Source organism: Pseudomonas sp. P8_229, from assembly GCF_034008635.1.
GTDB lineage: Bacteria > Pseudomonadota > Gammaproteobacteria > Pseudomonadales > Pseudomonadaceae > Aquipseudomonas.
Window position 1 is genome coordinate 3194404 of the sequence record NZ_CP125378.1, and the last position, 24628, is coordinate 3219031.

23 protein-coding genes are annotated in these 24628 nt (G+C 60.1%); 17 read left to right on the top strand and 6 right to left on the bottom strand.

Going from position 1 to position 24628, the window contains the following annotated elements:
* Positions 1 to 60 precede the first annotated feature (60 nt).
* The 3 genes from QMK55_RS14475 to QMK55_RS14485 are packed head-to-tail and all read right to left on the bottom strand — an operon-like array spanning position 61 to position 4096.
* Entirely contained in the window at positions 61 to 1671 is a 1611-nt protein-coding gene (locus tag QMK55_RS14475; RefSeq protein WP_320329421.1) for an arylsulfatase, read from the bottom strand.
* A 14-nt stretch (positions 1672 to 1685) separates the two neighbouring features.
* Positions 1686 to 2501, bottom strand: a complete 816-nt coding sequence (locus QMK55_RS14480; RefSeq protein ID WP_102354726.1) for an ABC transporter ATP-binding protein — start codon at positions 2499 to 2501, stop codon at positions 1686 to 1688.
* Positions 2498 to 4096 carry an ABC transporter permease gene (locus QMK55_RS14485; RefSeq protein WP_320329422.1) on the bottom strand — a complete coding sequence of 533 codons (1599 nt, stop codon included), beginning with the start codon at positions 4094 to 4096 and terminating at the stop codon, positions 2498 to 2500. The genes QMK55_RS14480 and QMK55_RS14485 overlap by 4 nt, the downstream gene beginning before the upstream one ends.
* Before the next feature lie 408 nt (positions 4097 to 4504).
* Between QMK55_RS14485 and QMK55_RS14490 the strand changes: the two genes are divergently transcribed.
* A complete protein-coding gene (locus tag QMK55_RS14490; protein WP_320329423.1) occupies positions 4505 to 5518 on the top strand; it encodes an ABC transporter substrate-binding protein in 1014 nt (337 codons plus the stop codon).
* Between the two features lie 123 nt (positions 5519 to 5641).
* Here QMK55_RS14490 and QMK55_RS14495 read toward each other — a convergent pair whose 3' ends face one another.
* Positions 5642 to 6562: a LysR family transcriptional regulator gene (locus tag QMK55_RS14495; RefSeq protein WP_102354723.1), complete on the bottom strand. Its 921-nt coding sequence runs from the start codon at positions 6560 to 6562 to the stop codon at positions 5642 to 5644.
* A gap of 181 nt (positions 6563 to 6743) precedes the next feature.
* Here QMK55_RS14495 and QMK55_RS14500 point away from each other — a divergent pair, with 181 nt between their 5' ends.
* Positions 6744 to 7664, top strand: a complete 921-nt coding sequence (locus QMK55_RS14500) for a TauD/TfdA dioxygenase family protein (protein WP_102354722.1) — start codon at positions 6744 to 6746, stop codon at positions 7662 to 7664.
* Between the two features lie 108 nt (positions 7665 to 7772).
* Here QMK55_RS14500 and QMK55_RS14505 read toward each other — a convergent pair whose 3' ends face one another.
* Both QMK55_RS14505 and QMK55_RS14510 read right to left on the bottom strand, forming a co-directional pair.
* Positions 7773 to 9389, bottom strand: coding sequence for an alkaline phosphatase family protein (locus QMK55_RS14505; protein WP_102354721.1), 1617 nt, complete (start codon positions 9387 to 9389; stop codon positions 7773 to 7775).
* A gap of 190 nt (positions 9390 to 9579) precedes the next feature.
* Positions 9580 to 10524, bottom strand: a complete 945-nt coding sequence (locus QMK55_RS14510; RefSeq protein ID WP_320329424.1) for a LysR family transcriptional regulator — start codon at positions 10522 to 10524, stop codon at positions 9580 to 9582.
* 165 nt (positions 10525 to 10689) lie between these two features.
* Between QMK55_RS14510 and QMK55_RS14515 the strand changes: the two genes are divergently transcribed.
* The 15 genes from QMK55_RS14515 to QMK55_RS14585 all read left to right on the top strand — a co-directional run bounded on the left by QMK55_RS14515 (position 10690) and on the right by QMK55_RS14585 (position 24551).
* Entirely contained in the window at positions 10690 to 13050 is a 2361-nt protein-coding gene (locus QMK55_RS14515; RefSeq protein WP_102354719.1) for a TonB-dependent receptor, read from the top strand.
* Positions 13051 to 13074: 24 nt separating this feature from the next.
* Positions 13075 to 14418, top strand: a complete 1344-nt coding sequence (locus tag QMK55_RS14520; protein ID WP_320329425.1) for an aryl-sulfate sulfotransferase — start codon at positions 13075 to 13077, stop codon at positions 14416 to 14418.
* A 189-nt stretch (positions 14419 to 14607) separates the two neighbouring features.
* Positions 14608 to 14934 carry a hypothetical protein gene (locus QMK55_RS14525; protein WP_025111024.1) on the top strand — a complete coding sequence of 109 codons (327 nt, stop codon included), beginning with the start codon at positions 14608 to 14610 and terminating at the stop codon, positions 14932 to 14934.
* A gap of 161 nt (positions 14935 to 15095) precedes the next feature.
* Positions 15096 to 15419: a hypothetical protein gene (locus QMK55_RS14530; protein ID WP_102354717.1), complete on the top strand. Its 324-nt coding sequence runs from the start codon at positions 15096 to 15098 to the stop codon at positions 15417 to 15419.
* 53 nt (positions 15420 to 15472) lie between these two features.
* Positions 15473 to 15808: a hypothetical protein gene (locus QMK55_RS14535; RefSeq protein WP_102354716.1), complete on the top strand. Its 336-nt coding sequence runs from the start codon at positions 15473 to 15475 to the stop codon at positions 15806 to 15808.
* Between the two features lie 275 nt (positions 15809 to 16083).
* On the top strand, positions 16084 to 16899 hold the full coding sequence (locus tag QMK55_RS14540) for an energy transducer TonB (protein ID WP_320329426.1): 816 nt from the start codon (positions 16084 to 16086) through the stop codon (positions 16897 to 16899).
* 45 nt (positions 16900 to 16944) lie between these two features.
* The gene (locus tag QMK55_RS14545) at positions 16945 to 17670 is read left to right on the top strand and encodes a MotA/TolQ/ExbB proton channel family protein (protein ID WP_102354714.1); all 726 of its coding nucleotides are present in this window, start codon (positions 16945 to 16947) and stop codon (positions 17668 to 17670) included.
* Position 17671: 1 nt separating this feature from the next.
* Positions 17672 to 18073: an ExbD/TolR family protein gene (locus tag QMK55_RS14550; RefSeq protein ID WP_085631869.1), complete on the top strand. Its 402-nt coding sequence runs from the start codon at positions 17672 to 17674 to the stop codon at positions 18071 to 18073.
* Positions 18074 to 18364: 291 nt separating this feature from the next.
* Complete coding sequence (locus QMK55_RS14555; protein ID WP_320329427.1) at positions 18365 to 18946, top strand: alpha/beta hydrolase; 582 nt, start codon at positions 18365 to 18367, stop codon at positions 18944 to 18946.
* Between the two features lie 59 nt (positions 18947 to 19005).
* Complete coding sequence (locus tag QMK55_RS14560) at positions 19006 to 19938, top strand: sigma 54-interacting transcriptional regulator (RefSeq protein ID WP_102354712.1); 933 nt, start codon at positions 19006 to 19008, stop codon at positions 19936 to 19938.
* Between the two features lie 167 nt (positions 19939 to 20105).
* Positions 20106 to 20903 (top strand): MetQ/NlpA family ABC transporter substrate-binding protein, encoded by a 798-nt coding sequence (locus QMK55_RS14565; RefSeq protein WP_102354711.1) that lies wholly within the window; start codon positions 20106 to 20108, stop codon positions 20901 to 20903.
* 685 nt (positions 20904 to 21588) lie between these two features.
* On the top strand, positions 21589 to 22254 hold the full coding sequence (locus tag QMK55_RS14570) for an amino acid ABC transporter permease (protein ID WP_320329428.1): 666 nt from the start codon (positions 21589 to 21591) through the stop codon (positions 22252 to 22254).
* On the top strand, positions 22235 to 22894 hold the full coding sequence (locus QMK55_RS14575) for an amino acid ABC transporter permease (RefSeq protein WP_047290785.1): 660 nt from the start codon (positions 22235 to 22237) through the stop codon (positions 22892 to 22894). The genes QMK55_RS14570 and QMK55_RS14575 overlap by 20 nt, the downstream gene beginning before the upstream one ends.
* A complete protein-coding gene (locus QMK55_RS14580) occupies positions 22891 to 23673 on the top strand; it encodes an amino acid ABC transporter ATP-binding protein (RefSeq protein WP_102354709.1) in 783 nt (260 codons plus the stop codon). Before QMK55_RS14575 ends, QMK55_RS14580 begins: the two co-directional genes overlap by 4 nt.
* On the top strand, positions 23670 to 24551 hold the full coding sequence (locus QMK55_RS14585) for a transporter substrate-binding domain-containing protein (protein WP_320329429.1): 882 nt from the start codon (positions 23670 to 23672) through the stop codon (positions 24549 to 24551). Before QMK55_RS14580 ends, QMK55_RS14585 begins: the two co-directional genes overlap by 4 nt.
* Positions 24552 to 24628: the final 77 nt, after the last annotated feature.

Genomic DNA, 24628 nt, shown 5'->3' on the forward strand with positions numbered 1-24628 from the left:
GGGGAACGCATTTCAACTGTGGGAGCGGGCTTGCTCGCGAAGGCGTCAGATCAGGCAACCTCAATCCGGCTGAAACGGCGAAGCACTGAGAATCACCCCGGTCTCCTCCACATACTGCTGCCAATGCCCGATCAAGCTGCTGAGCCGATCAGGCTGACTCAACGCCAGATCATGAATCTCCCCCGGATCACTCGCCAGATCATAAAGCTGCCAGGTCGCCGGCCCCACCGGCCCGGGGATCCACACCGCTTTCCACGACCCTTGGCGAATCGCCCGCCGCCCGAACAACTCCCAGCCAGTCACGGTGTGTTCGTCATGCACCTGCGTCGTCTCGCCGGACAAAAAGCCCAGCCACGATTTGCCGCGCAACGGCGCCACCGGTTTGCCGTGCCATTGCTTGCCCGGGTGGCGCACGCCGGCCAGGTCGAGAATGGTCGGGGTAATGTCCATCACCGTGCCGAAGCCATGGCTGATCTGCCCTTTGATCGGCAGTTGCGGGTAGTGCAGCAGCGCCGGCACACGAATCCCGCCCTCGGTGGTAAACGCCTTGAACAGCCGTGACGGCGCGGTGGCCACCTGCGCCCAGTTCGGCCCGTACCAGACGTAGGAATTGGCCCGGCCGATGTTGTCCAGGCTGTTGTCGTAGTGCTGGTTCAGATAGGTCATCAACTCCGGGCCGAACTTGGGGAAGGCTTCCAGCAGCGCGCCTTCGGCTCCGTTGTCGGACATGAACAGGATGAAGGTGTTGTCGAGCTGCCCCTGCTGGCGCAGGTAATCGACCACCCGGCCGATGTTCCAGTCCATGCGCTCGACCATCGCCGCGTAGACCTCCATCGCCCGCGCGGAAATCTGCTTTTGCTCAGCGCTCAACGTATCCCATTGCGCGCTGAGCTGGATCAGCGGGTGCGGTTCGACGTCTGCTTCGATCAGCCCCAGCGCCTTGAGTTTTTCCAGGCGTTCCAGGCGCAGCGCCTCGGGACCTGAGTCGTAGCGGCCACGGTATTTTTCGACGATGTCAGCCGGCGCCTGCAACGGCCAGTGCGGTGCGGAGAAGGGCAGATAGGCGAAGAACGGCCGGCTCTGATCGCGCTCCTTGAGGTACTGCAGCAGCTTGTCGCCGAAGGCATCGGACGAATAGAAATCCTTGGGCAATTCGTCGAGGAATGTGTCGTCTTCGATGTACAGCGCCGGGGTCGACTTCAGCAGGCCCGGGGTGTGCTCATCGTAAGTCGGCTCGAAACCGTAGTGGTTGGCCGCCCCCGGCAGCAACGAGAACGAACGCTCGAAACCACGGGCCTGCGGCGCCTGTTCGGCCTTCAGGCCCAAGTGCCATTTGCCGCTCATCAACGTCTGGTAACCGGCCTCGCGCAGCAGCTCGGGCAGGGCGACCACGCGGTCATTCAAGTAACCCTCGTAACCCGGTTTGCCAATCAGTTCCGGGGTCAGGGTCTCGGCCATGGTACCGATGCCGGCGATGTGGTGATCGGTGCCGGTCAACAGCATCGAGCGGGTTGGTGAACAGGTTGGCGCGGTGTGGAAATCGGTCAGACGCAGGCCGTTGCTGGCCAGGGCATCCAGGTTCGGCGTGGCGATTTCGCCACCGAAGGCGCCGAGGTCAGAGAAGCCGAGATCGTCGGCCAGGATCACCAGAAAATTGGGTCGTTGCGGCATCGATGAAGCTCCTCTCAATAGGCAATGAACGACAGCGGCAGATCGCGGATCTGTACCGGCACGCTCGGTTGGTAATGGTCGTCACTGGTGAGTTCGTGCAGCAGCTCTTCACGCAGTTGATGGAAGTCGAAACTGCTGCGCTGACGCGGATGCGGCAGGGCTATGTCGACCACCTGTTTGATCCGTCCCGGACGCGGCTCCATTACCACCACGCGGTCGGCGAGAAAGATCGCTTCCTCGACATCGTGAGTGACCAGAATCGTGGTGATTTTTGCGCGAGCACGAATCGCCAGAAGCTCGTCCTGCATCTGCTGGCGGGTCAGTGCGTCGAGCGCGCCGAAGGGTTCGTCGAGCAGCAGAATCCGTGGGCTGGCGACCAGCCCGCGAGCAATCGCCACGCGCTGGGCCATGCCGCCGGAGAGCTGGTGTGGATAGGCGCGGGTGAAGTCGCGCAGGCCGACCAGATCGATGAAATCGTTGATGCGCCGCTGCTTTTCGGAGGCAGCCAGTGGCTCGTTGACCAGGCCCAGGCCGATGTTGTCGGCCACCGTCAACCATGGGAACAAACGGTGCTCCTGAAACACGATGCCGCGCTCGCCGCCGATGCCACTGACGGCTTTGCCATCGACCGTGATCTGTCCGCGAAATTGCGTATCGAGGCCCACCAGCAAGCGCAACAAGGTGGATTTACCGCAACCGCTGGAGCCGACGATGGCGACGAATTCGCCCTCGGCGATGTCCAGATTGAATTCGCGAATCGCCTCCAGCTCGAAACCGTCGACGTCGAAGGATTTGCCTACGTGGGTGAAGCTGACAATCGGTGCGTTCATGCGTGTCTCCAGCGAGTGGCGCGAATTTCCAGGCGTTGGCCGATGAGGTTGAGCAGGGCGCCCGTCAGCCCGACCAGCAGCATCCCGGCCATGATCAGGTCCATGCGCAGCAACTGTTGTGCGCCGATCATCTGGCTGCCGATGCCGCCGTTGGACGGCATGAAATATTCGGCGCCGATGGTGCCGAGCCAGGCGTAGATCAGGCTCAGTCTGAGCCCGGCGAAAATCCCCGGTGCCGCGCCCGGCAACACCAGACGGCGCAGGCGCTGGCCGAGGCTCAGGCGCAGCACTTGCGCAGCTTCATTGAGTTGCGGCGAGAGGTTGGCAACGCTGCGTTGAGTGGCGATGAACAGCGGGAAGAACGCGGCGAGAGCAACGAACACCCACTTCGACAGTTCACCCAGGCCGAACCACGCGGTGAGCAGCGGCACCCAGGCGAAAATCGCGATCTGGCGGACAGCAGCGAGGGTCGGGCCGAGCAGCCGTTCGCTGGTGCGCGACAGGCCCAGCAGCAGGCCAAGGGCGAAGCCGAGCCCGCCACCCAACAACAGACCGCCAACGGTGCGGCCGAGGCTCAAGGCCATGCCGCTGATCAGCGTGCCGTCGAGCAGGCCGTTTTTTGTCGTGTCCAGCACCGCCAGCGGGCTGACCAGAATATTGGCGTCGATCCACTGCTGGTCGCTCGCCACTTGCCAGAGGCCGAGCAGACTCAGCGGCAACAGCCACGGTTGCAGCCGCTGCCAGCCTTCATAGCGCGGACCACGGCGGATTTCCGCAGTCGCCGGGTGCGGCCAGTGCACCAGTTTGCGGTCAAGAAAACCGATGCCGCGATCCATCGCTACACCGAGCACACCGATGACCACGATGCACACGAACACGATGTCGAGCATGAACAGCTGTCGCGCCCAGACCATCAGGTAACCGATGCCTTCGCTGGACGCCAGCAACTCCACTGCCAGCAACGAGGTCCAGCCCGCAGCCAGGGCCAGGCGAACGCCGGCCATGAACGCCGGCAGCGCGGCGGGCAACACCAGGCGGCGGATCAGCAAGTAGGGAGGCAGACGCAACACAGCGGCGGCTTCGCGCAGTTTCGGTTGTGCATCACGGACGCCGACCAGTGTGTGCAGGGTCACGGGGACCACGATGGCTTTGATCAGCACCACCAGTTTCAACGCTTCGCCGATACCGAAAAACACCATAAACAGCGGAATCCACGCCAGCGTCGGCACCTGTGCCAGACCAGCGAATGTCGGAAAGGCCAAGCGTTCGAGACGCCGGCTGAAACCCAGCGCAGCACCCAACACTGCGCCAGCGGATATCCCTGCGAGCAAACCCCAGAGCAGGCGTTGCAGGCTGATCCACAGGTGACTCCACAATTCACCCTGGGACAACTCGATAGCGCTGTTCCATACCAATGATGGCGCCGGCAGGATCTGTTCGCTCATCCATTGATTGCGCGCCGCCAGCCACCACAGGGCGAACAGGCTGATCGGCAGCAGCCAGGGCAACAGGCGTTGGTTGAGGCTTGGCCACGCCCGCCGACGTTTGATCGGCGGCGCGGGCAGCGGCAGGCTGAGCAGGGAATCACGGGCCATGGGTGACCTCCGTTGTCGGGTTGCATGGCTGACCGCTGTGCGTCTGTGGGAGTGGGCTGGTTCACGAAGGCGGCGTGCCAGTCGCGAATGGTGTTGGCTGACACGGCCTCTTCGCGAGCAAGCCCGTTCCCACAGGTGGTTAGCGGTGTATGCATATTTGATATATAAAAATTCAAATTAATTCTATTAAGAGATAAGTAAGACCATTTAAGGCCTCCAGCGCGATGCGCATCCAATGCATTCGAAGAATATTTTCGATGCTGTTAATGCATAGGCCGCTGCAAGCCGCGTTTTTGCTCGCTTAGCGTAAAAAGCTATAAAAATGTGCATTTATAGTATTTAAGCGAAGGTCATGCTTCGGCCTACTTTCGGCTCCTCAACGCCCGTCGTGATCAAGGAGCCGCACCCATGAACCTTCCCTTCAAACGTGTCTTCAGTCTGTTGACCATCCCGGCGCTGGCGGGGCTGCTGGCCTTTACCGCGCACGCCGACGAACTCAAGGTAATCAGGATCGCCGTGCCCGACCTGAGCGCCGGTACCCAGCACAGCGGTGGCGGTGTGGTGGACGTGCTGCGTGATCGGCAGATCTTCGAAAAGGCCTTTGCCGATCAGGGCATCAAGATCCAGTGGAGCTTCTTCAAGGGTGCCGGGCCGGTGATCAACGAGGCGTTCGCCAACGGGCAGGTCGATCTGGCGTATCTGGGCGATCTGGCAGCGATCATCGGCAAGTCCAACGGCCTCGATACGCGTCTGCTCAGCGCCAGTGCGCGCGGGGTGAAGCAGTATCTCGGCGTGGTGCCGGGTTCGGGGATCAAGACCTTGCAGGATCTCAAGGGCAAGCGCGTGGCGATCTTCCGTGGCACCGCCACGCAGTTGTCGTTTGACGCGGCGCTGGCCAGCCAGGGTTTGAGCGAGAAGGACTTGAAGGTGATCAACCTCGACTTCAGCGGCGCGGTCGCGGCACTGGCGGCCAAACAGATCGACGCGTCGTGGGGCAGCTCAGGGCTGACGGCGCTGCAAGCCAAGGGGCTGGCGGAATTGCCGCTGAACACCAAGGACCTGGGCGGCGCCGGCAGCGTGCAGTCGGTGCTGGTGGGCGCTGGCAAGTTTGTCGACGGGCATCCGGAGGCCGTGGCGAAACTGCTCAAGGCGCAGCAGCAGGCGGTGGAGTGGCTGACCCAGGACAGCAACAAGGACGCCTATGTGCAACTGGTGTCGGGGCTGGCAAGTTATCCACCGGTGATCCTGTCGCAGGATCTGCAGGATCAGAAACTCAGCGAAGTATTCCCGTCGACCCTGGACCCGGTGTTCCTCGGCAAATTGCAGGACTCGGTGGACTTGGCGGCGCAGCAGAAACTGATTCGCAAGCCGTTCAAGGTCAGCGATTGGGTGGCGCCTGAACTGGCGGCGGCCAAGCTCTGAATCTTTAGTGTCTGGACGGGCCTCTTCGCGAGCAAGCCCGCTCCCACAGGGAATCTTCAGTGAACACAGATTTTGTATTCAACAGCGATCCCCTGTGGGAGCGGGCTTGCTCGCGAAAAGGCCCTAAACCGCGACGCTGATCTCCTGTTTATCCACTGCCACCAACGTCTCGATCATCGCCCGCGCCGCCGGCGACAGCCTGAATCCGGTGCGACTGACAATCCCGCAGCGCGCATTCATGGTCTCCAGATTCTGCGGCAGATTGCGCCAGTGCAGCAGCGCGAGCGTGCCCTGGGCAATGTCCTCGACGAACGCCTCTTCCGTGCCCACGCCAATCGCGTTGGATTGCAGCACTACTTTCACCAGCGCCGGGAAATGCTCGGTCTCGATGGTCGGCGAAAAATCGATCCGGCCGCTGAGGTTTGCCAGCAATTTGCGGATCCCCGGCGGGATCAGTGTGGTCGCCAGCGGGTAGTCGAACATGTCGTTGGTCGACAGGCTTTCCTTGGCCAGTAGCGGGTGCCCCGGACGGCAGAAAAACACCCCGCGCTTGGGCGTCAGGGCCTGGGTCTGAAAGTTCGGATCGGCCTCGAAATGGCGGATGTCGGCGATGAAGAATTCGATCTCTTCGCGGCTCAGCGCACGGCTGAGTTTTTCCCAGTTATCCACCTGAAAACAGGTGCGCACTTTCGGGTGCGCGTTGATGAATTGCGCGACTGCATCGGGCACCAGTTTCACTGCTGGCGCCGGGCCGCAACCGAAGTGCAGTTCTCCGGCATCGAGCTTGGTCATCTGCGTCACCTCGGCACTGAGCAACGCTGCGCCCTGCACCAGAGTCAGGGCGTGTTGCAGCACCACCTGGCCTTCTGGCGTGGGGCGCAGATCCTTGTTGCCGCGATCCACCAGTACGCAGCCGAACTCCTGCTCCAGCCCTTGAATGCTGCGGCTGAACGCCGGTTGGGTGATACCCATTGCGTCCGCCGCACGGACAAAACTGCGGTGTTCGTTGAGGGCGATGAAGTAACGCAACTGGCGAAGATCCATATGCTTTTCCTGCATCCTAAAAATAGCTCGAAGGCATTTGCGACGAGGGTTGCTTGAGGTTTTAAATGCAAGCTCTTATTCCGTCAACGAAGCATGTGAATATCTATTAGATATAAATGGAATATAGATAGAGCGATGTTTCGCTGCCACCCAACCGCAAGCAGTCGATGAGGGTCTACCCATGAGCAATGCCGCACTCGCTGTAAAACCCGCTGTCCACGCGCTGGAAGTTCATCCAGTGGCCGGTCGTATCGGCGCCGAGATTCGTGGCGTGCATCTGTCCGGTGAGCTGGACGCCGCTACCGTCGAAGCCATTCAACAGGCGCTGATCCAGTACAAGGTCGTGTTCTTCCGCGAGCAGACCCAGCTCGACGATCAGCGCCAGGAAGCCTTCGCCCATCTGCTCGGCGAACCTGTGGCGCATCCGACCGTGCCGGTGCGTGAGGGCACGCGTTATCTGCTGGAACTGGACGGTGCCGAGGGCCAGCGCGCCAACTCCTGGCACACCGACGTGACCTTCGTCGACGCCTACCCGAAAGCCTCGATTCTGCGCTCGGTAGTGGCGCCGGCCTTCGGTGGCGACACCCTGTGGGCCAACACCGCGACCGCGTACAACGAACTGCCAAGCGAGCTGCGTGAACTGGCGGACAAACTGGTCGCCGTGCACAGCAACGAATATGACTACGCCGGGGCCAAGCCGGACGTGTCGGCGGAGAAGCTCGAGCGCTATCGCAAAATCTTCACTTCTACCGTCTACGAGACCGAGCACCCGGTGGTGCGCGTGCACCCGATCAGTGGCGAGAAGAGCTTGCTGCTGGGGCATTTCGTCAAGCGCATCAAGGGTTACTCGCAGGCTGATTCGGCGCACCTGTTCGGGCTGTTGCAGAGCCACGTGATTCGTCAGGAAAACACCGTGCGCTGGCGCTGGAAGGCCGGTGACGTGGCGATCTGGGATAACCGTTCGACCCAGCATTACGCGATTGATGATTACGGCACCCAGGATCGCATCGTGCGGCGGGTGACGCTCAAGGGTGAAGTGCCGGTGGGGGCTTCGGGGCAGCGCAGCCAGACGATTAAAGGTGCCGAGCTCGTCGGCGTCTGATCGGGCCTATTCGCGAGCAAGCCCGCTCCCACAGTGCAAATGTGTTGAACACAATGGATGTGAACGACACAAAACCTGTGGGAGCGAGCCTGCTCGCGAAGCTTTTAATCACCAAACACCGATCTGTACGACTTTCTCGCTCTCCGGCTCCCCATATCGAAACCGCTGCCCGCGCAAATCAATCTCCTGATGACTGATCGTGGTGCGCCGCTTCAACCCGCGCACCCATTCGAACAGATACCCCGCATGTTCCTCGCGCACCGCCGCGTAGGCCGGATCCTCACCCAGATCGCGCAGTTCCTGTGGATCATTCAGCAGGTCAAACAACTGTGGCCGGAAGCCGTCGTACGCCAGGTATTTCCAGCGTTCGCTGCGCACCATGGTCATGCGGCAACGGTCGATCGGCTGGCCGAGTCGCTCGCGCGCCGGGGCCTGGAAGGCGTAGTCGTATTCGCTGATTGCATAGCGGCGCCAGTCGGGGCTTTCACCGTGCAACAGCGGGATCAGCGAGCGTCCTTCCAGCCGATGTTCGGCCCCCGCCAAGCCCAGCGCCTGCAGAAACGTCGGCAATGCGTCGATGGTTTCTGCAAGACGCTCATCTACCGTGCCTCGAGTGATGTCCGCCGCCGCCCGCGGGTCGCGCACGATCAGTGGCACGCCCACCGCCGGCTCCAGCAAAAACTCCTTCTCGCCCAGCCAGTGATCGCCAAGAAAGTCGCCGTGGTCGCTGGTGAACACGATCAGCGTGTCATCCCAACGACCGTTGCTCTGCAGAAAATCGAACAGCCGCCCAAGCTGATCATCCACCTGCTTGATCAGGCCCATGTAAGTGGGAATTACATTCAATCGTACTGAATCGCGGGAGAAGTTGAGACTCTCCTCATGCTGGCGAAACGCCGTGTATACGGGGTGTTTGCTGGCTTCGGAGGGCGTCGCGCGGACCGCTTCGAGAATCGATTTCGTACTGTACAATGTGTGGTATGGCGCAGGTACGATGTAGGGCCAGTGCGGTTTGATGTAGGACAGGTGCAAACACCAGGATTTGTCACCTTGCTCACCGATGAAGTCGATGGCTCGATTTGTAGTGTAGACAGTCTCTGAAAATTGCTCGGGAATTCGCGCTGGCAAATGCGCATGACGCATCTGCCAGCCGCTGAGGATTTCGCCGTTCTCGCCTTCGGCGGCGTTGGCCCAGTCGTGCCAGGGATTGCGCCCGTCGAACCCCTGCTCGCGCAGGTAATGGGTGTAGGGCGCGGACTCGCGTTTGTCGTCGAACAACGGGTCGTCGGGGAAGATCCCGTCGTGGCGAAAGTACGGTTCGAAACCGACCTCGTTGAGCACCTCGGCCTGCGCGCTGTCCGGGCTGATTGCCAAGCGCTGCAGCGCATCGACATTGGCCGTGGCGTGGGTCTTGCCGACCAGCGCGGTGCGGATGCCGTGGGGGCGCAGGTAGTCGCCGATCGTCAGTTCTTCCAGCGGCAACGGCACGGCGTTCCACGCCACTTGATGGCTGCTGACGTAACGCCCGGTGTAGGCGGACATTCGCGATGGCCCGCAGATCGTGCCTTGGGTGTAGGCACGGCTGAAGCGCACGCCGGCGGCGGCCAGGCGATCGATGTTTGGCGTGTGCAGATGCGGATGGCCGTAGCAGGACAGGTAATCGCGGCGCAGTTGATCGCACATGATGTACAGCACGTTACGCACGGGGTTTGGCGGGTTGGACATGGGGTTCACCGGTCAGAGAGACAGGCGAGGGTTTTCGCTTTCGGTGGGGGTGTTCGGCAAGTGCATTTGGGGAATGGGTTTGATGCAGGGATTGCATCAGCGCCTTCGCTGACGCCATCGCGAGCAGGCTCACTCCTACAATAGGAATGCGATCCTTTGTAGGAGTGAGCCTGCTCGCGATAGCGGTTTATCAGACCGCAAAATTCTCCAGCGAACAGACCTCCTCATCCACCGCATCAATCGCCTTGATCTGCTCAATCATCGCCTCCGCCAACGGTGACAGCCGATACCCCGCGCGGCTGACAATTCCATAACGGGTGTACAGCTCCTCCAGATCTTCCGCCAGGCCCTCAATCTTCAAACACACCAGCTCACCCTTGGCCTGATGCAGCGCATCGGAATACGCGCCAACAATCCCGATCGCGTCCGAACGCAGCACCACGCTGAGCAGGCTGGAGCTGTTTTCGCATTCCACATTGGGCGTGAAATCCGGGCGGCCGCTGAGGTCGACGATGACCTTGCGCAGGTTCGGCGGACGGATGCTCACCGCCAGTGGATAACTCATCAACTGCTCGGCGGTGACCCGTTCAAAAGCAGCCAGCGGATGCCCGGCGCGGCAACAGAAATGCCATTTACGCGGGCGCAATCGATAGGTGAGGTAATCCGGATCGGCCTCGAAGTGTCGGGTGTCGGCGACGAAAAATTCGAACTCTTCACTGAGCAGGCGTTTGCTCAGGCTCTGCCAGTCATCGACCTGAAACTGCACCCGCGCCTTTGGATAACGCCCGATGAACGCGCCGATCGCTCGCGGGATCAATCCGGCTGCCGGTGCCGGGCCGCAACCGAAGCGCAGCTCACCGGCCTCCAGGCCATTGAACTGGCTGATCTCGTTGGCCATCTGCTGCGCGCCGCTGACCAGCCGCCGAGCATGTTCGAGCAGCACCTGGCCCTGTTTGGTTGGCGGCAAAGCCTTGCGCCCGCGATCGATCAACTGACAGCCGACGCTGTGTTCCAGCGCCTGAATGCTGCGGCTGAACGCCGACTGCGACAGGTTCACCGCCTGCGCGCCGGCGACGAAGCTGCGTTGTTCGGCGAGGGCGATGAAGTGACGTAACTGGCGCAAGTCGATATGCATTTTTCACATAAAAAATATCCGGGAAATGCATTGGATATGCATTAGGTCGACTCCTTATAAAGGCAATCTCTTATGCAGTAAATATTTGTAAATCTATAAATAAATAACTTAAAAGAATATGCAGCGCTGAAGATGTCTGTGTGTTTTTTGACCAGGAGCCGCGCCATGAGTCCGTTGAACCTTGCGTCACCCTTAACGCCACGACGGCTCAAACGCCTGCCTCTGGCCTTGTTGCTGGCGGGGAGCGCCAGTTGGACACACGGCTACGCCGCCGACGCTGAAACCCCACCATCGACCCCGGCCGGCAAGCCTGCGGCCAACAGTTCACAACTGGAAACGGTGACGGTCACCACCCGTCGTCGCGAAGAAAGTTCGCAAGACGTGCCGACGCCAATGAGCGTGGTCAGCGGCCAGACCCTGGAGACGCAACGGGTCTACCGGATTCAGGATTTGCAGCAACTGGTGCCCAGCGTCAACGTCGCCTACATGCACGCGCGCCAGTCCAGCGTGTCGATTCGTGGCCTGGGCAACAACCCGGCCAGCGACGGCCTGGAAGGCAGCGTCGGTCTGTACATCGACAACGTGTATCTGGGCCGTCCGGGGATGGCGGTGTTTGACCTGATGGACATCGAACAACTCGAAGTCCTGCGCGGGCCACAGGGCACGCTGTTCGGCAAGAACACCACCGCCGGGGTGATCAACATCAGCACGCGCGCGCCGACCTTCACGCCGGAACGCAGCATTGAAACCTCGGTCGGCGAGGACGGCTATTTCCAGACCAAGGGCACGATTTCCGGGCCGCTCAACGATCAACTGGCCGGGCGCTTTTCGGCCTATCGCACCCGCAGCGATGGCGACATCAAGAACGAGTACAACGGCCATGACCTGAATGGCGGATCGCGCGACGGTTTCCGTGCGCAGTTGCTGTTCAAGCCCAACGAAGATTTCAACCTGCGCTGGATCGGCGACTACAACGAAGAGGATTCCAGCGCCGGTACCCGCGTGCTGTACAGCACCGGGCCGACCATCAATGGCGTCAACCTCTACCAATCGCGGGCCAATGCCGCCGGCGCGACACTGGTCAACGGTTCGCACCGCAAGGTCAATCTGGACAGCGACCAGCACGTTACCGTGCATCAGGGCGGCACGTCGGTAGAAGCCAACTGGACGTTGCCGAGTGATTTCACCCTGACCTCGATCAGCTCCTACCGCTTCTGGAATTTCACTCCGGCCAACGACGATGGCCTCAACGTGGCGGCCACCTACAACGCCGGTGTCTCGGTGGAAGACAAACAGTACTCGCAGGAATTTCGCCTCGCGTCGCCCAAAGACGAGTTCTTCGATTACGTGGTGGGCGCGTACTACTTCGGTTCGGATCTGGACAACAAATCCTTCGCCTATTACGGCCCGCAGGCCGACATCTGGAATGGCACGCCGCGCGGTGCCCTGGCCAATGTCGGCAGCGTCGGCAACGGCCACATCAAGACCGACAGTTTCGCGCTGTTCGCCCAAGGCACCTGGCACCTCACCGAACGCCTGGATTTCACCGCCGGGGTGCGCGGCACCTATGAAGAAAAAAATGCCTGGGTCACCCGCGATGCGCCAGTCGGTGGTGCTGTGGTGACCGGCGCAGCGGCCACCGCACGACGCGGCCGTGCCGGCGCCTACGATTCCGGCAATCTCAATCAGTACAGCTCCAGCCCGTCCGGGTTGCTCAACCTCAGTTATCGCATCACCGATGATCTGCTCGGTTACGCCACTCTGTCCCACGGTGAAAAATCCGGTGGGGTGAACCTCGCGGTGGGGTCTGCGCCAACCGCCGGCGCCGATTCGCTGCTGATCGGCACCGAGCGCGCGAACAACGCCGAACTCGGCTTCAAAAGCACCCTGTGGGATCGCCGTCTGCAACTCAACGCCAACGTGTTCTGGACCCAGGTCAACGCCTACCAGACCAACGCCTACGACGACGTCAATCGCGTGCAATACCTGACCAACGCCGGCTCGGTGCGCTCGCGCGGCGTCGAGTTTGAAAGCACGGTGATCCCGCTGCGCGGCCTGACCCTGAACTTCAACGGCTCGTACAACGACGTCAGTTACCTCTCGTACAAAGATGCACCGTGCCCGCCGGAAGTCAGCCAGGCACCGGGTGCGCCGGCCTCTTGCGACCTCAGCGGGCACCAGGTGGTCGGCGCCTCGAAATGGATCGGCAACGCCAACGGCGAATACAAATGGAATCTGGCCAATGGCTTCGAACCCTACGTCACCGCCAGCTATGCGTTCCGCTCCAAAGCGGTGGGCACGGTGGAGGACTCCGACTACGGGCAGATCCCGAGTTACGCCGTGGTCAACCTCTCGACCGGTCTGCGCGGCGACTTCAACCAGGGGCAGTGGGACGTCTCGCTGTGGCTGAAAAACGCCTTCGACAAAACCTACTACACGACCCTCTGGACCGGCGGCAACGGCGGCTACGAAGGCCTGCTCGGCACGCCGCGCACCCTCGGTGTAACCGGTCGCTACGACTTCTGATTTGATCGTTCAAGGAGCTGCATCATGTTGCCAGGTAAAACCGCTTCAGCGCTGTTGTTGTCCGGCGCGGTGCTCAGTAGCGGGGCGTTCGCCGCGCCCAGCGTGTACCCGACCGGCGTTACCCGTTACGACCCGGACAAGGCGTTCAACCAGTACGTGATCTTCAGTGGCGCTGACAAGCAGACGCACCTGATCGACATGAATGGCAATGAGGTGAAGACCTGGCCACAAGCGGGTTTTCCGTCGGCGATCATCGACCCACAACTGGTCGGCGGTGAGCGCGGACACGTGCTGCTGCAACTGAGCGACAAGGATCCGGGCAAGCTCGGTTCGGCCGGCAACGGTCTGGGCAACCAGAGCGTCGGCGAACTGGACTGGAACGGCAAAGTACTCTGGCAGTGGGGTGACAAGGCGCCCGGCGGCGCGGCGCAACAGCATCATGATCAACGCAGGTTAAGCAACGGCAACACCGTGGTGCTGGCGAACAAAGTGCACCAGGTCAAAGGTTTCAAAGTGCCCGAGGTGATCGACGATGCGATCTATGAAGTCAGTCCTGACGGCGCAGTGAAATGGCAGTGGCTGGCCTCGGAACACCTGAACGAATTCGGCTTCACCCCGGAGCAACTGAAACTGGTGCGCGCCAGCGACAATCCGGATTACCTGCACATCAACAACCTCAGCGTGGTCGGGCCGAACAAGTGGTTCGATGCCGGTGACAAACGCTTCAATCCGGACAACCTGTTACTCGATTCGCGTAACGCCAACTTCATCGCGATCATCGACAAACGCAGCGGCAAAGTGGTCTGGCGCCTCGGCCCGAACTTGCCGCTGATCAACCCGAAAACCGCACAAAAGCTGCCGCGCCCGGTGGACCAGTTCGTCGGCCAGCATGACGCGCACATCATCCCGGCCGGACTGCCTGGCGCCGGTAACCTGTTGGTGTTCGACAATCAGGGTTCGGCGGGTTATCCGAACGTCACCCTCGGGCTGATTTCCGGTTCGCGGGTGCTGGAAATCGATCCGCTGAAAAACCAGATCGTCTGGCAGTACAGCGCGGCCAATTCGAAGCAGCCGGGGTGGGCGTTCTACAGCTCGTTCATCAGCAGCGCGCGACGTTTGCCCAACGGCAATACGCTGATCGATGAAGGCATGAACGGGCGATTTTTCCAGGTGACGGCCAGCGGCGAAAACGTCTGGGAGTACGTCAGCCCGTATCTGGGCAAGGCGCCGGGCAGCGATGCGATCAGCAACTGGGTCTATCGGGCGTTGCCTGTGAGTTATGACTGGGTGCCGGCGGACACACCCCGCTCCGAGAGCGCCGTGATTGCTCCGACATCGGCCGTGCAACAGACAAGCGCCAGTCGTTAGTTGAAAAGGAATTAATGCTCGAATGAATGGCGATAAGTTATGTGCGATTTGAACAGCGCTTATTGCAATTTCGTTGAAAAGTCGCGTGGACAATAAGTGAATGCCGAACCATCCTGAGTGTCGTGAGTTTCCAGGAGGAAACTTGCTCTCATCGGAAGACACTTATCCAACGATAAAGGAAATCTCGTTATGTCGAGCATTAATGGCAATTATGTAAACGCTAACGCTGGCGCCAAACTGACGATTACCGATGGCAACGACTCCAACGGCACCTTCAGCGGCAAGTTCAGCCAGAACGGCGTGAACTACGACATCGCTTACGGGCATTACCATTTCCAGAACAGCACCGGGCAGCCTACGATCATTACGTTTACGGCGCTGAATGATGGTACTGGCTATCAGTCATGGACATTGTTCTCACCCGATCACAATTACTCGAAAGTTCGCGCGGTGGGTTCGCGCAACAACTTTGACGGTGATGTTGTTGGTTTGGCGGGAGAATTTATTAAACAGTAATTAAGTTTCACAAAAAAGCCGCCATGCTGTTTAAGTCTGGCGGCTTTTTCTTACATGAAATAAGTCATTTTCATGCCGGTCGTGCTTCCTGTGGATGACAGAGTTTGCTTGCGCCTGATTCTAAGCTCGCTGTGAACTTAATCATTGATCAGGACGCTTACATGCAAAACGCGCTTTATTCCAACACCCTCGATGGACCCTCACTGACTATTGTCGATTCCGATGATCGCACCGGTGTCTTCGCTGGCACATTGCATCACCAAGGCATCGACTACGACATCGTCAATGGACGTTATGCCAGCCTCAACGGCTATCAGCCACCGACGGTGGTCACGCTCATTGCCAATCACCAGGATCACGGTTACTTCGCCCTGACCCTGTTCTCGCCAAGTCGCGGCACGCACGAATTGCGCGGGCACTGCGTGCGTGTCACCTATGACGGCGCGGTCAGCAGTCTGCCGGGCGATTTCGTTCGCCATGCATGAGGCGCAGCCAGCGCCAGGTTTCTCCTTCAAAACATCAAGCAAGGATGCTGCACATGTCCACGATCAACGGCGTTTATCGTCATGAACCTTCAGATACAACCTTGACCCTGGCCGATGGCGATGACCGCACCGGCAGTTTCACGGGCACTCTGTCTGTGTCCGGGACCGATTACCCACTCGCATTCGGCAATTTTCATTTCAGGCATGGTTTTTCAACGGGCACAGTTGCCATCACGTTCAGCATGTTGATGGCCGATGGTACGGGGCAAGCATGGGTGATGTTTTCGCCTGATCAGTCCTATGCACGCCTGCGGGCAATGGGCAGCGCTGCCGACCTGGCCGGAGAGATCGCGTTGACCGGCCTTGAGTTTGTCCGACAAGCACCCTGAAAAAGCGCGGATTAAACGGTTTTCGCATGCTTTGGCCGAATATTTTTCATGCTTGAAAAGCATTGTAAATTTGCGCTGCGGCGCAAGCCCTTGCAGGCCGTGGCCTCGCGGGGATCGCTGAGAATTTATATACAAAAAACATCTAAACACATCAATAAAAGTTACTTTCGGAGATAAGTGATTGCTCCAATGATTCACCCAACGACCGGTCGCACGGGGGATACAGGTGGCGGCCGGTCGGGTACTTCGCAAAAGAGACCGCAGGGAGTGAATCAATGGGCAATGTCCAGACCGCCGCCAGCGCACAGGAATTGCTGTGGCGCCAGGCACCGAGTGGCGAATTGGTCGATCTTGGCCGGCCTCATCGTGTGCCGTTGGGGCAGTTGCGTTTGCAGCGTGCGCCCAAGGGCATTCTGAGCCGACGCGAAGCGATCCTGCTCGGTGTGCTGGCGCTGGTGGTGCACGCTGCGGTGATCTACTGGCTCAACCAGCAGCCAACGCCGGTGCTGCCGATCGTGCCGCCGGAAATTCCGCCGATGACCATCGAGTTTTCGCGTCCGGCGCCACCCGCGCCGCCAGTGGTCGAACCGCCGCCACCGGCGCCGGTCGTTGAGCCACCGCCGCCGGTTGAAGACGAGTTGGCCGTGAAGCCGCCGCCACCCAAACCGATTCCAAAACCCAAGCTGAAACCGGTGGCCAAACCGGTTCCGAAGCCAGTACCGAAAACCGTTGAGCAGCCACCCGCGCCGCCGCAACCGGCAGCCCCGGTCGCTGCGCCAGCGCCACCTGCACCACCGGCCCCAGCGCCCGTGACACCGGCCTCGGCCAACGCCGCATATTTGAAGAACCCGGCCCCGGAATACCCGTCGCTGGCCCAGCGTCGCGGTTGGGAAGGCACGGTGATGTTAAGGGTCCACGTGTTGGCCAACGGCAAACCGGGCGAGATCCAGATCCAGAAAAGCAGTGGCCGGCAACAGCTCGATGACGCAGCGCTGAGCGCGGTCAAGCAGTGGAGCTTCGTCCCGGCCAAGCAGGGTGATGTCGCCCAGGACGGCTGGGTCAGCGTGCCCATCGACTTCAAGATTCATTAAACCGAAACCTATTTCGCGCTAAACGTTTACACGAGGGAACACATCATGACGTTACTGGCATCTCCACTGGAATCCATCGAAAGCGCGGTGATCTGGCTGCTGGTGGTTTTTTCCGTCGCCACCTGGGGGCTGGCCCTGCTCAAGGCTGTGCAGTTCGGTCGTCTGAAGGCGCAGGATCGCAGGTTTCATAAACGCTTCTGGGCGGCGTCGAGTCTGGATTCCGCCGCCGAGTTGAGCGAAACCCAGCCCGGCGCTGCCGCCCGGGTGGCGCAGGCCGGTTACGCGGCGATTCAGGTGGGCGAGGCGCCGCAGGCCAATGACCTGAGCCAGGCGATCAACCATCAGGATCGACTGGAGCGTGCCTTGCGTCAGCAGATCGTGCGCGAACGTCGTTCGCTGGAAACCGGTCTGGCGGTGGTCGCGAGTATTGGCAGTACCTCGCCGTTCATTGGCCTGTTCGGCACGGTGTGGGGAATCATGGAAGCGTTGAAAGGCATCAGCGCAGCCGGTTCGGCGAGTCTGGAAACCGTGGCCGGCCCGATCGGCGCGGCACTGGTCGCCACTGGTGTGGGGATCGCGGTCGCGGTGCCGGCGGTGCTGGTTTACAACTACTTTTTGCGGCGCCTGAAACTGACCGCCGCGGACCTGGATGACTTCGCCCACGACTTCTACAGCCTGGCGCAGAAGAGTTCGTTCCGCGTGCTGATCCACCCGACCGCGAACAAGGTGGTGGCGCCGGGCAACGCAGCAAAAGTGAAGGAGGCGTCCTGAGATGGCCTTTTCCACGCAAGACAGCGACGAGGTACTGAGCGAGATCAACGTGACGCCGCTGGTAGACGTGATGCTGGTGCTGCTGGTGGTGTTCATCGTCACCGCGCCGCTGCTGACCAACGCGATTCCGATCAACCTGCCAAAGACCGAGGCGGTGGCGCCGGTCGAGCAGAAAGACCCGCTGGTGGTGAGCATCGACGGTGCCGGCAAACTGTTTATCAACAAGGATGAAATTCAGCCGGACCTGCTGGAGTTCAACCTCAAGGCGGCCAAGGCGAAAGACCCAGAAGTGCGCGTGCAATTGCAGGCCGACGACGGGGTGAACTACGGCGAAGTGGCGCGGGCCATGGCTTCGATCGAGCGGGCAGGGATTACCAAGTTGTCGGTGATCACTGCGCGGTGACAAGGATTTACGTTTTTCCGGGGCCGTCTCCTTGGCAGGGTGCGGCCCTTTTTTTATCCCGCGATTCTCGCTACACCAACGACCTCCTGTAGGAGTGAGCCTGCTCGCGAAGGCGTTCTGTCAGTCGAAGATGAATAGACTGATCCAGTGCATTCGCGAGCAAGCCGCTCCCGCAGGTGCTGTATCTAATATTCTTTTCAGGTCTTAATAAATAGCTTCTTATTCCTTAACGAATATAAATCCCGTCCCTATACTCGATCAGGAACAGACACGACGCAGGAGAGCTCCCCCATGCGCAACGAATCAATCCGCTATCTGATTGTGCCGGGCTGGCAAGGATCGCCAGAAGATCATTGGCAAACCCACTGGCAAAACAGCCTGCCCAACAGCGCCCGGGTGGAGCAGGCCGACTGGCTGACGCCGCGCCGTGAAGACTGGGTCGCCGCGCTGGCCGAAGCGATTGCCGCCGACAGCACGCCCGTGATCCTGATCGCCCACAGCCTCGGCTGTGTCACCGTTACGCATTGGGCCGCTACCGCGCCGCTGCAATATCTGCGGCAGGTGCGGGGGGCGCTGCTGGTCGCGCCCGCGGATGTCGAGCGCCCGACCTGCGCGCCGGCGCTGCGCAATTTCGCGCCGATTCCGAGTGATCTGCTGCCGTTCCCCTGCCAGGTCGTCGCCTCCGACAACGACGCCGCCGTCAGCGCCCCGCGTGCTCTTGAGTTGGCGCGTCACTGGGGCGCCGAGGCGGGGATTCTCGCCGGGGCCGGGCACATCAACGTCAAGTCCGGGCATCAGCGCTGGGAGCAAGGGTTCGCCTACCTCTATCGCCTGCAAAACCGCCTGGAACACCACGCCCGGCGCCGCGCTTGAGTTGTATTTTTTCTTTTTGATCGCCCCCGTCTCCCGGCGGTTGTGGGCGGGAGTCTGCCATGAGTTTTGAAACGTTCGGTCAGCCGTTGCTGACCTTTCCCGATGCGGAAAAAAGCCCCCTGAGCATCCGCGCCAAGGCGCTGGTCTTCGTCGATCCACGTTCGCGCCAATTGCGCGAAGAGCTGGAGCACCTGGCACCACGGGCAATCTCGGTATTGATCCGTGGCGAGACCGGCACCGGTAAAGAGTTGCTCGCCCGCCACATCCACCGTGCCAGTGATCGCAGCGGCCTGTTCGTCTCGGTCAATTGCGGCGCGATCAGCCCGACCTACGCTGATGCCGAACTGTTCGGCTATGCCGCCGGCAGTTACACCGGTTCGGCCAGCAGCCGCGCCGGCTGGTTCGGTTCGGCCAACGGCGGCACCCTGTATCTGGACGAGATTGGCGACCTGCCGCTGCCGATCCAGATCAAATTGCTCGCTGCCCTGGAAAACCACGAAGTGACCCGCGTCGGCGCTCATCAGCCGAGCCCGGTGGACGTGCGCCTGGTCGCAGCGACCAGCATCGATCTGGCACAAGCGGTAGACGCGGGGAAATTTCACGAACGGCTCTATCACTACCTCAGCGAAGGGCAACTGGAGCTGCCGGCGCTGCGCGAACGGATCGGCGACATCCTGTCGCTGGCCGAGTATTTTCTCGGCATCTACAGCCAGCGCCTCGACCTGCCGGTGCCGTTGATCAGCGAAGCGGCGCAACACCTGCTGGAGCGCCACAGTTGGCCAGGCAACACCCGTGAGCTGGAAAACGTCATTCACTTTGCGTTGTTGGTCAGCACTGGTGATGAAATTTTGCCGGAACACCTTAACCTGCCCGAAGCGTCTGGGCCGCACCTGCAGATCGAACGACTGGTGGCGCAGATCAACATCGGCGGCAGCGTTGATGAGCGTAAGGCCTTGAAAGATTTGCTGATTGGTTTGAGTCAACGCTTGTGACCGTTTTGTTCTGTATGAGCAAAATGGAATAACAAAGTGAATAAACGTTATTGTCCGGGAATAAAAAATCCCGGTATTGTCCGCTTCACGCCAGAGATAGCACTTCACTGGCACTCGTATTAATAGCCGTCGCCATCCGCGATCGTGATTCTCGATAAGGACACTGCATGAAAAAGGTTCTGTTGTTTACCGCATTGGCGGCTGCTCTGACTGCTTCGCTGGCTCAGGCCGGCGAGAAACTGGTGGTCGCGGCGACTCCGGTGCCACACGCTGAAATTCTTGAACTGATCAAACCGACCCTCGCCAAAGAAGGCGTGGATCTGGAAATCAAAGTCTTCACCGACTACGTACAGCCAAACGTACAAGTGGGCGAGAAGCGTCTGGATGCCAACTACTTCCAGACCCTGCCGTACCTGAACAGCTTCAACCAGGGCAAATACAAGGATGACAAATCCAAGTACCTGGTGACCGTGCAAGGCGTGCACGTTGAACCGTTTGGTGGCTACTCGAAAAAGTACAAAACCCTGGCTGAACTGCCGGACGGCGCCACCATCGCCATCCCGAACGAAGGCAGCAACAGCGGCCGAGCCCTGATCCTGCTGCAGAAGGCTGGTCTGATCGAGCTGAAAGACCCGAAAAACGCGCTGGCCACCCCGAAAGACATCGCCAAGAACCCGCACAACTTCAAGTTCAAGGAACTGGAATCGGCGCTGCTGCCACGCGTGCTGAACGAAGTTGACCTGGACATGATCAACACCAACTACGCGCTGGAAGCCAAGCTGAACCCGACCAAGGATGCGCTGGTGATCGAAGGCGCTGATTCGCCTTACGTGAACTTCCTGGTGGCCCGTGAGGACAACAAGAACAGCGACGCGATCCAGAAACTGGCCAAAGCCCTGACCAGCCCGGAAGTCAAAGCGTTCATCGAGAAGAAGTACAACGGCGCGGTACTGCCAGCGTTCTGATCCGACGCTTGAGTGAACCCTCTTCAAGGTGCGAAAACGCCGATGGCCCGTAATGGTCATCGGCGTTTTTGTGTGAACGCAGTTTTCGGCCGGTGATTGTTCCTGTGGCGAGGGGATTTATCCCCGATCGGCTGCATAGCAGTCGTGAAGTCAGTCAACACGGTGCATCTATAACCCGATATCTGGGGCCGCTTCGCAGCCCATCGGGGATAAATCCCCTCGCCACAAAGTCAGCAGCCAGAAGCAAAGATCGCAGCCTTCAGCAGGTCCATGCAGGAGCTGCCGAAGGCTGCGATCTTTTGATCTTTTATTCAGGCCGCTTGGGTTTTCAACGCCCGGCGCAACGCCACCAACAATTTCACAATCTCCTGCGGATCCAGTCGCTGCGGCACTTTTGCGTCCATGTTGTCTTCCTTGTAATGGTTTGGCCGGGGGAGTCTGGCCAAAAGCTGTTCGTCCTTGGAGGGCTTTCATGCAAAAAAGATCCTTCCTACAGCGCAGGGGAAAATAGCCTTCTTATTCCTTCCCGGCAAACCCGCAAGATAGTTTTTTGGGTGATATCAATATGCTTTATCGGTATTTAAATTCTTGTTTTTATACCTATAAAGTCAGCACCTGCCGGACAGTTACCCGCTGTCCATGGACTGCATGACCGTCGCTTACCGAGCGGCGTCCAGGATGCTTCATGACTTTCGACTACGCATTTATCCTCAGCACGCTGCCGGCGTTTCTCAAAGCCGTAGGCGTAACGCTGCAGGTCGGATTCATTGCCATCGGCACGTCGCTGCTGGTGGCGCTGCTCAACGCGACGATCCTGGTGTTTCGCACGCCTTACCTGCAGCGCGCCGTCGGCCTGTATGTGGAACTGGCGCGTAACACACCGCTGCTGATCCAGCTGTTCTTCGTCTACTTCGCCTTGCCGGCTATCGGCATCAAGGTTTCCGGTTTCACCGCCGCGATCATCACCATGACGTTTCTCGGTGGCGCCTACCTCACCGAGGTGCTGCGTGCCGGCGTCGATGCCGTGCCGCAGGCGCAACTGGAATCGGGGCGTTCCATCGGCCTGTCGCGCGGCCAGTTGCTGCGCTACGTGATCCTGCCGCACGCAGGGATTCTCAGCTTGCCGTCGCTGTTCGCCAATTTCATTTTCCTGCTCAAGGAAACCACTGTGGTCTCGGCGGTGGCGGTGCCGGAAATCCTCTACACCACCAAGAGCTACATCGCGCTCTACTACAAAACCTACGAAATGCTCGCCGTGCTGACGCTGATCTGCGTGCTGTTGTTCTTGCCGCTGTCGCTGCTGCTCAGTCGTCTGGAAAGGAGGCTCCAGCATGGCCAGTTCGGGTCTTGAACTGCTCTGGGTGTCGTTGCCGCAACTGGCCAAAGGCGCCGGGCAAACGCTGTCGATCTCGTTTCTGAGCATCGCCATCAGCACCGTTGGCGGCGTGCTCTATGGCGTGCTGCGTACGCTCAACGTGACGTGGCTGAACGCGATCCTGCGGGTCTATCTGGAGCTGTTCCGGGCGATTCCGGTGCTGGTCTGGCTGTACCTGTTGTTTTTCGGCCTGCCGATTTTCTTCGGCCTGAGCCTGCCGAGCTTCTGGTGCGCAGTGTTGGTGCTGTCGCTGTGGGGCGCCAGTGAGGTTGGCGAGGTGGCGCGCGGTGCGCTGCATTCGTTGCCGCGCGGGCAGCGTGAAGCGGGGCTGTCGATTGGCCTGAACGCTGCGCAGCTCTACGGCTACGTACTGTTGCCGCAAGCACTGAAGCGCATGACGCCGCCGACCATCAACGTCTACACACGGATCATCAAGACCAGTTCACTCGCGGTGCTGATCGGCGTGGTCGACGTGATCAAGGTCGGCCAGCAGATCATCGAGCGCACCTACGAATCAGTGCTGATCTACGGCGCACTGTTCCTGTTTTTCTTCTTTATCTGCTACCCGTTGTCGGCCGCCTCGCGCGTGCTGGAACGGCGCTGGACGCAAGCATGAGCGCATTGATCGAGTTTCAGGGGTTCAACAAATTCTACGGCGAGCAGCAGGTGCTCAAGGGCATCGACCTGCACGTGCACAGCGGCGAAGTGATCGTCATTCTCGGCCCCAGCGGCTGCGGCAAAAGCACCTTGCTGCGCTGTCTCAACGGCCTGGAAGAGGCGCACAGCGGCAGCCTGAAATTTGTCGGTCGTGAACTGTTGGACAGGGCCACTGACTGGCGTGAAGTGCGCCAGCAGATCGGCATGGTGTTCCAGAGTTATCACCTGTTCCCGCACATGAGCGTGCTCGACAACCTGCTGCTCGGTCCGCTCAAAGTGCAGAAGCGTCAGCGCCGCGAAGCGCAGCAACAAGCCGAAGCCTTGCTTGAACGCGTGGGTCTGGCGGACAAGCGCGACGCCTATCCACGCCAGCTCTCCGGCGGCCAGCAGCAACGCATCGCCATCGTCCGTTCGCTGTGCATGAACCCGCGAGTGATGCTCTTCGATGAAGTCACCGCCGCCCTCGACCCGGAGATGGTCAAGGAAGTGCTGCAAGTGATTCAGGGCCTGGCCCGCGAGGGCATGACCCTGCTGATCGTCACCCACGAAATGGCCTTCGCTCGCGCGGTGGCCGATCGCATCGTGTTTATGGATGCCGGGCGCATCCTTGAACAGAACCCGCCCGAGATTTTCTTTACGAACCCGCAAACCGCACGCGCGCAGCAGTTCCTGGAGAAGTTCTCCTTCGTTGCAACACTGCCCAAAACGAATCCGAAAAAGGAACTGGAACCGCTATGAAAACTGCCAAGTCATCCCTGTTTTTACTGCCACTGCTCGGCCTTGCGCTGCTTGCAGGCTGCAACAAATCCGCAGAACCGGCCAAGCCGAAAGTCGCCAGCGAAAGCGCCGCACCGGCCGGTTACCTGGACAAGATCAAGGCTCGTGACAAACTGATCGTCGGCGTGTTCACCGACAAACCGCCATTCGGTTTCGTCGATGAGGCCGGGCGCTACGTCGGCTTCGACACCGACATCGGTCGACGTTTCGCCAAGGACCTGCTGGGCGATGAAAACAAAGTCGAGTTCGTTGCCGTGGAACCGGCGAGCCGCATTCCGTTCCTGCAAAGCGACAAGGTCGACCTGATCCTTGCCAACATGACCGTGACCCCGGAGCGCAAGGAAGCGGTGGAGTTCACCAACCCGAACCTCAAGGTCGCGGTGCAGGCGCTGGTGCCACAGAGCAGCTCGGTGAAAAACCTCGATGACCTGGCAACCCGCACCACCATCGTCACCACCGGTACGACCGCCGACATCTGGCTGACCAAGAATCACCCGGACTGGAAACTGCTGAAGTTCGAGAAAAACTCCGAGTCGCTGCAAGCCTTGGCCAATGGCCGTGGCGATGCCTACGCGCAGGACAATCTGGTGCTGTTCAGCTGGGCCAAGCAGAACCCGGGCTACCGTGTGCTGGACGAAAAGCTCGGCGCTGAAGCACCGATTGCGCCGGCGGTGAAGAAGGGCAATATCGAGCTGCGTGACTGGGTGAATACCGAGCTGACCAAGTTGGGTGAGGAGAAATATCTGCTCAAACTGTACGACCAATATGTGCGTAAAGAGCTGAGCGATGACACCAAGCCTGAGAGCGTGATTGTCGAAGGTGGCAAGTGGCAGGGGTGATTCATTGATTCAGCGGTGACGCTTGAATCGCTTCGCGAGCAAGCTCGCTCCCACATTGGACCGCGTCCGTGGGGACA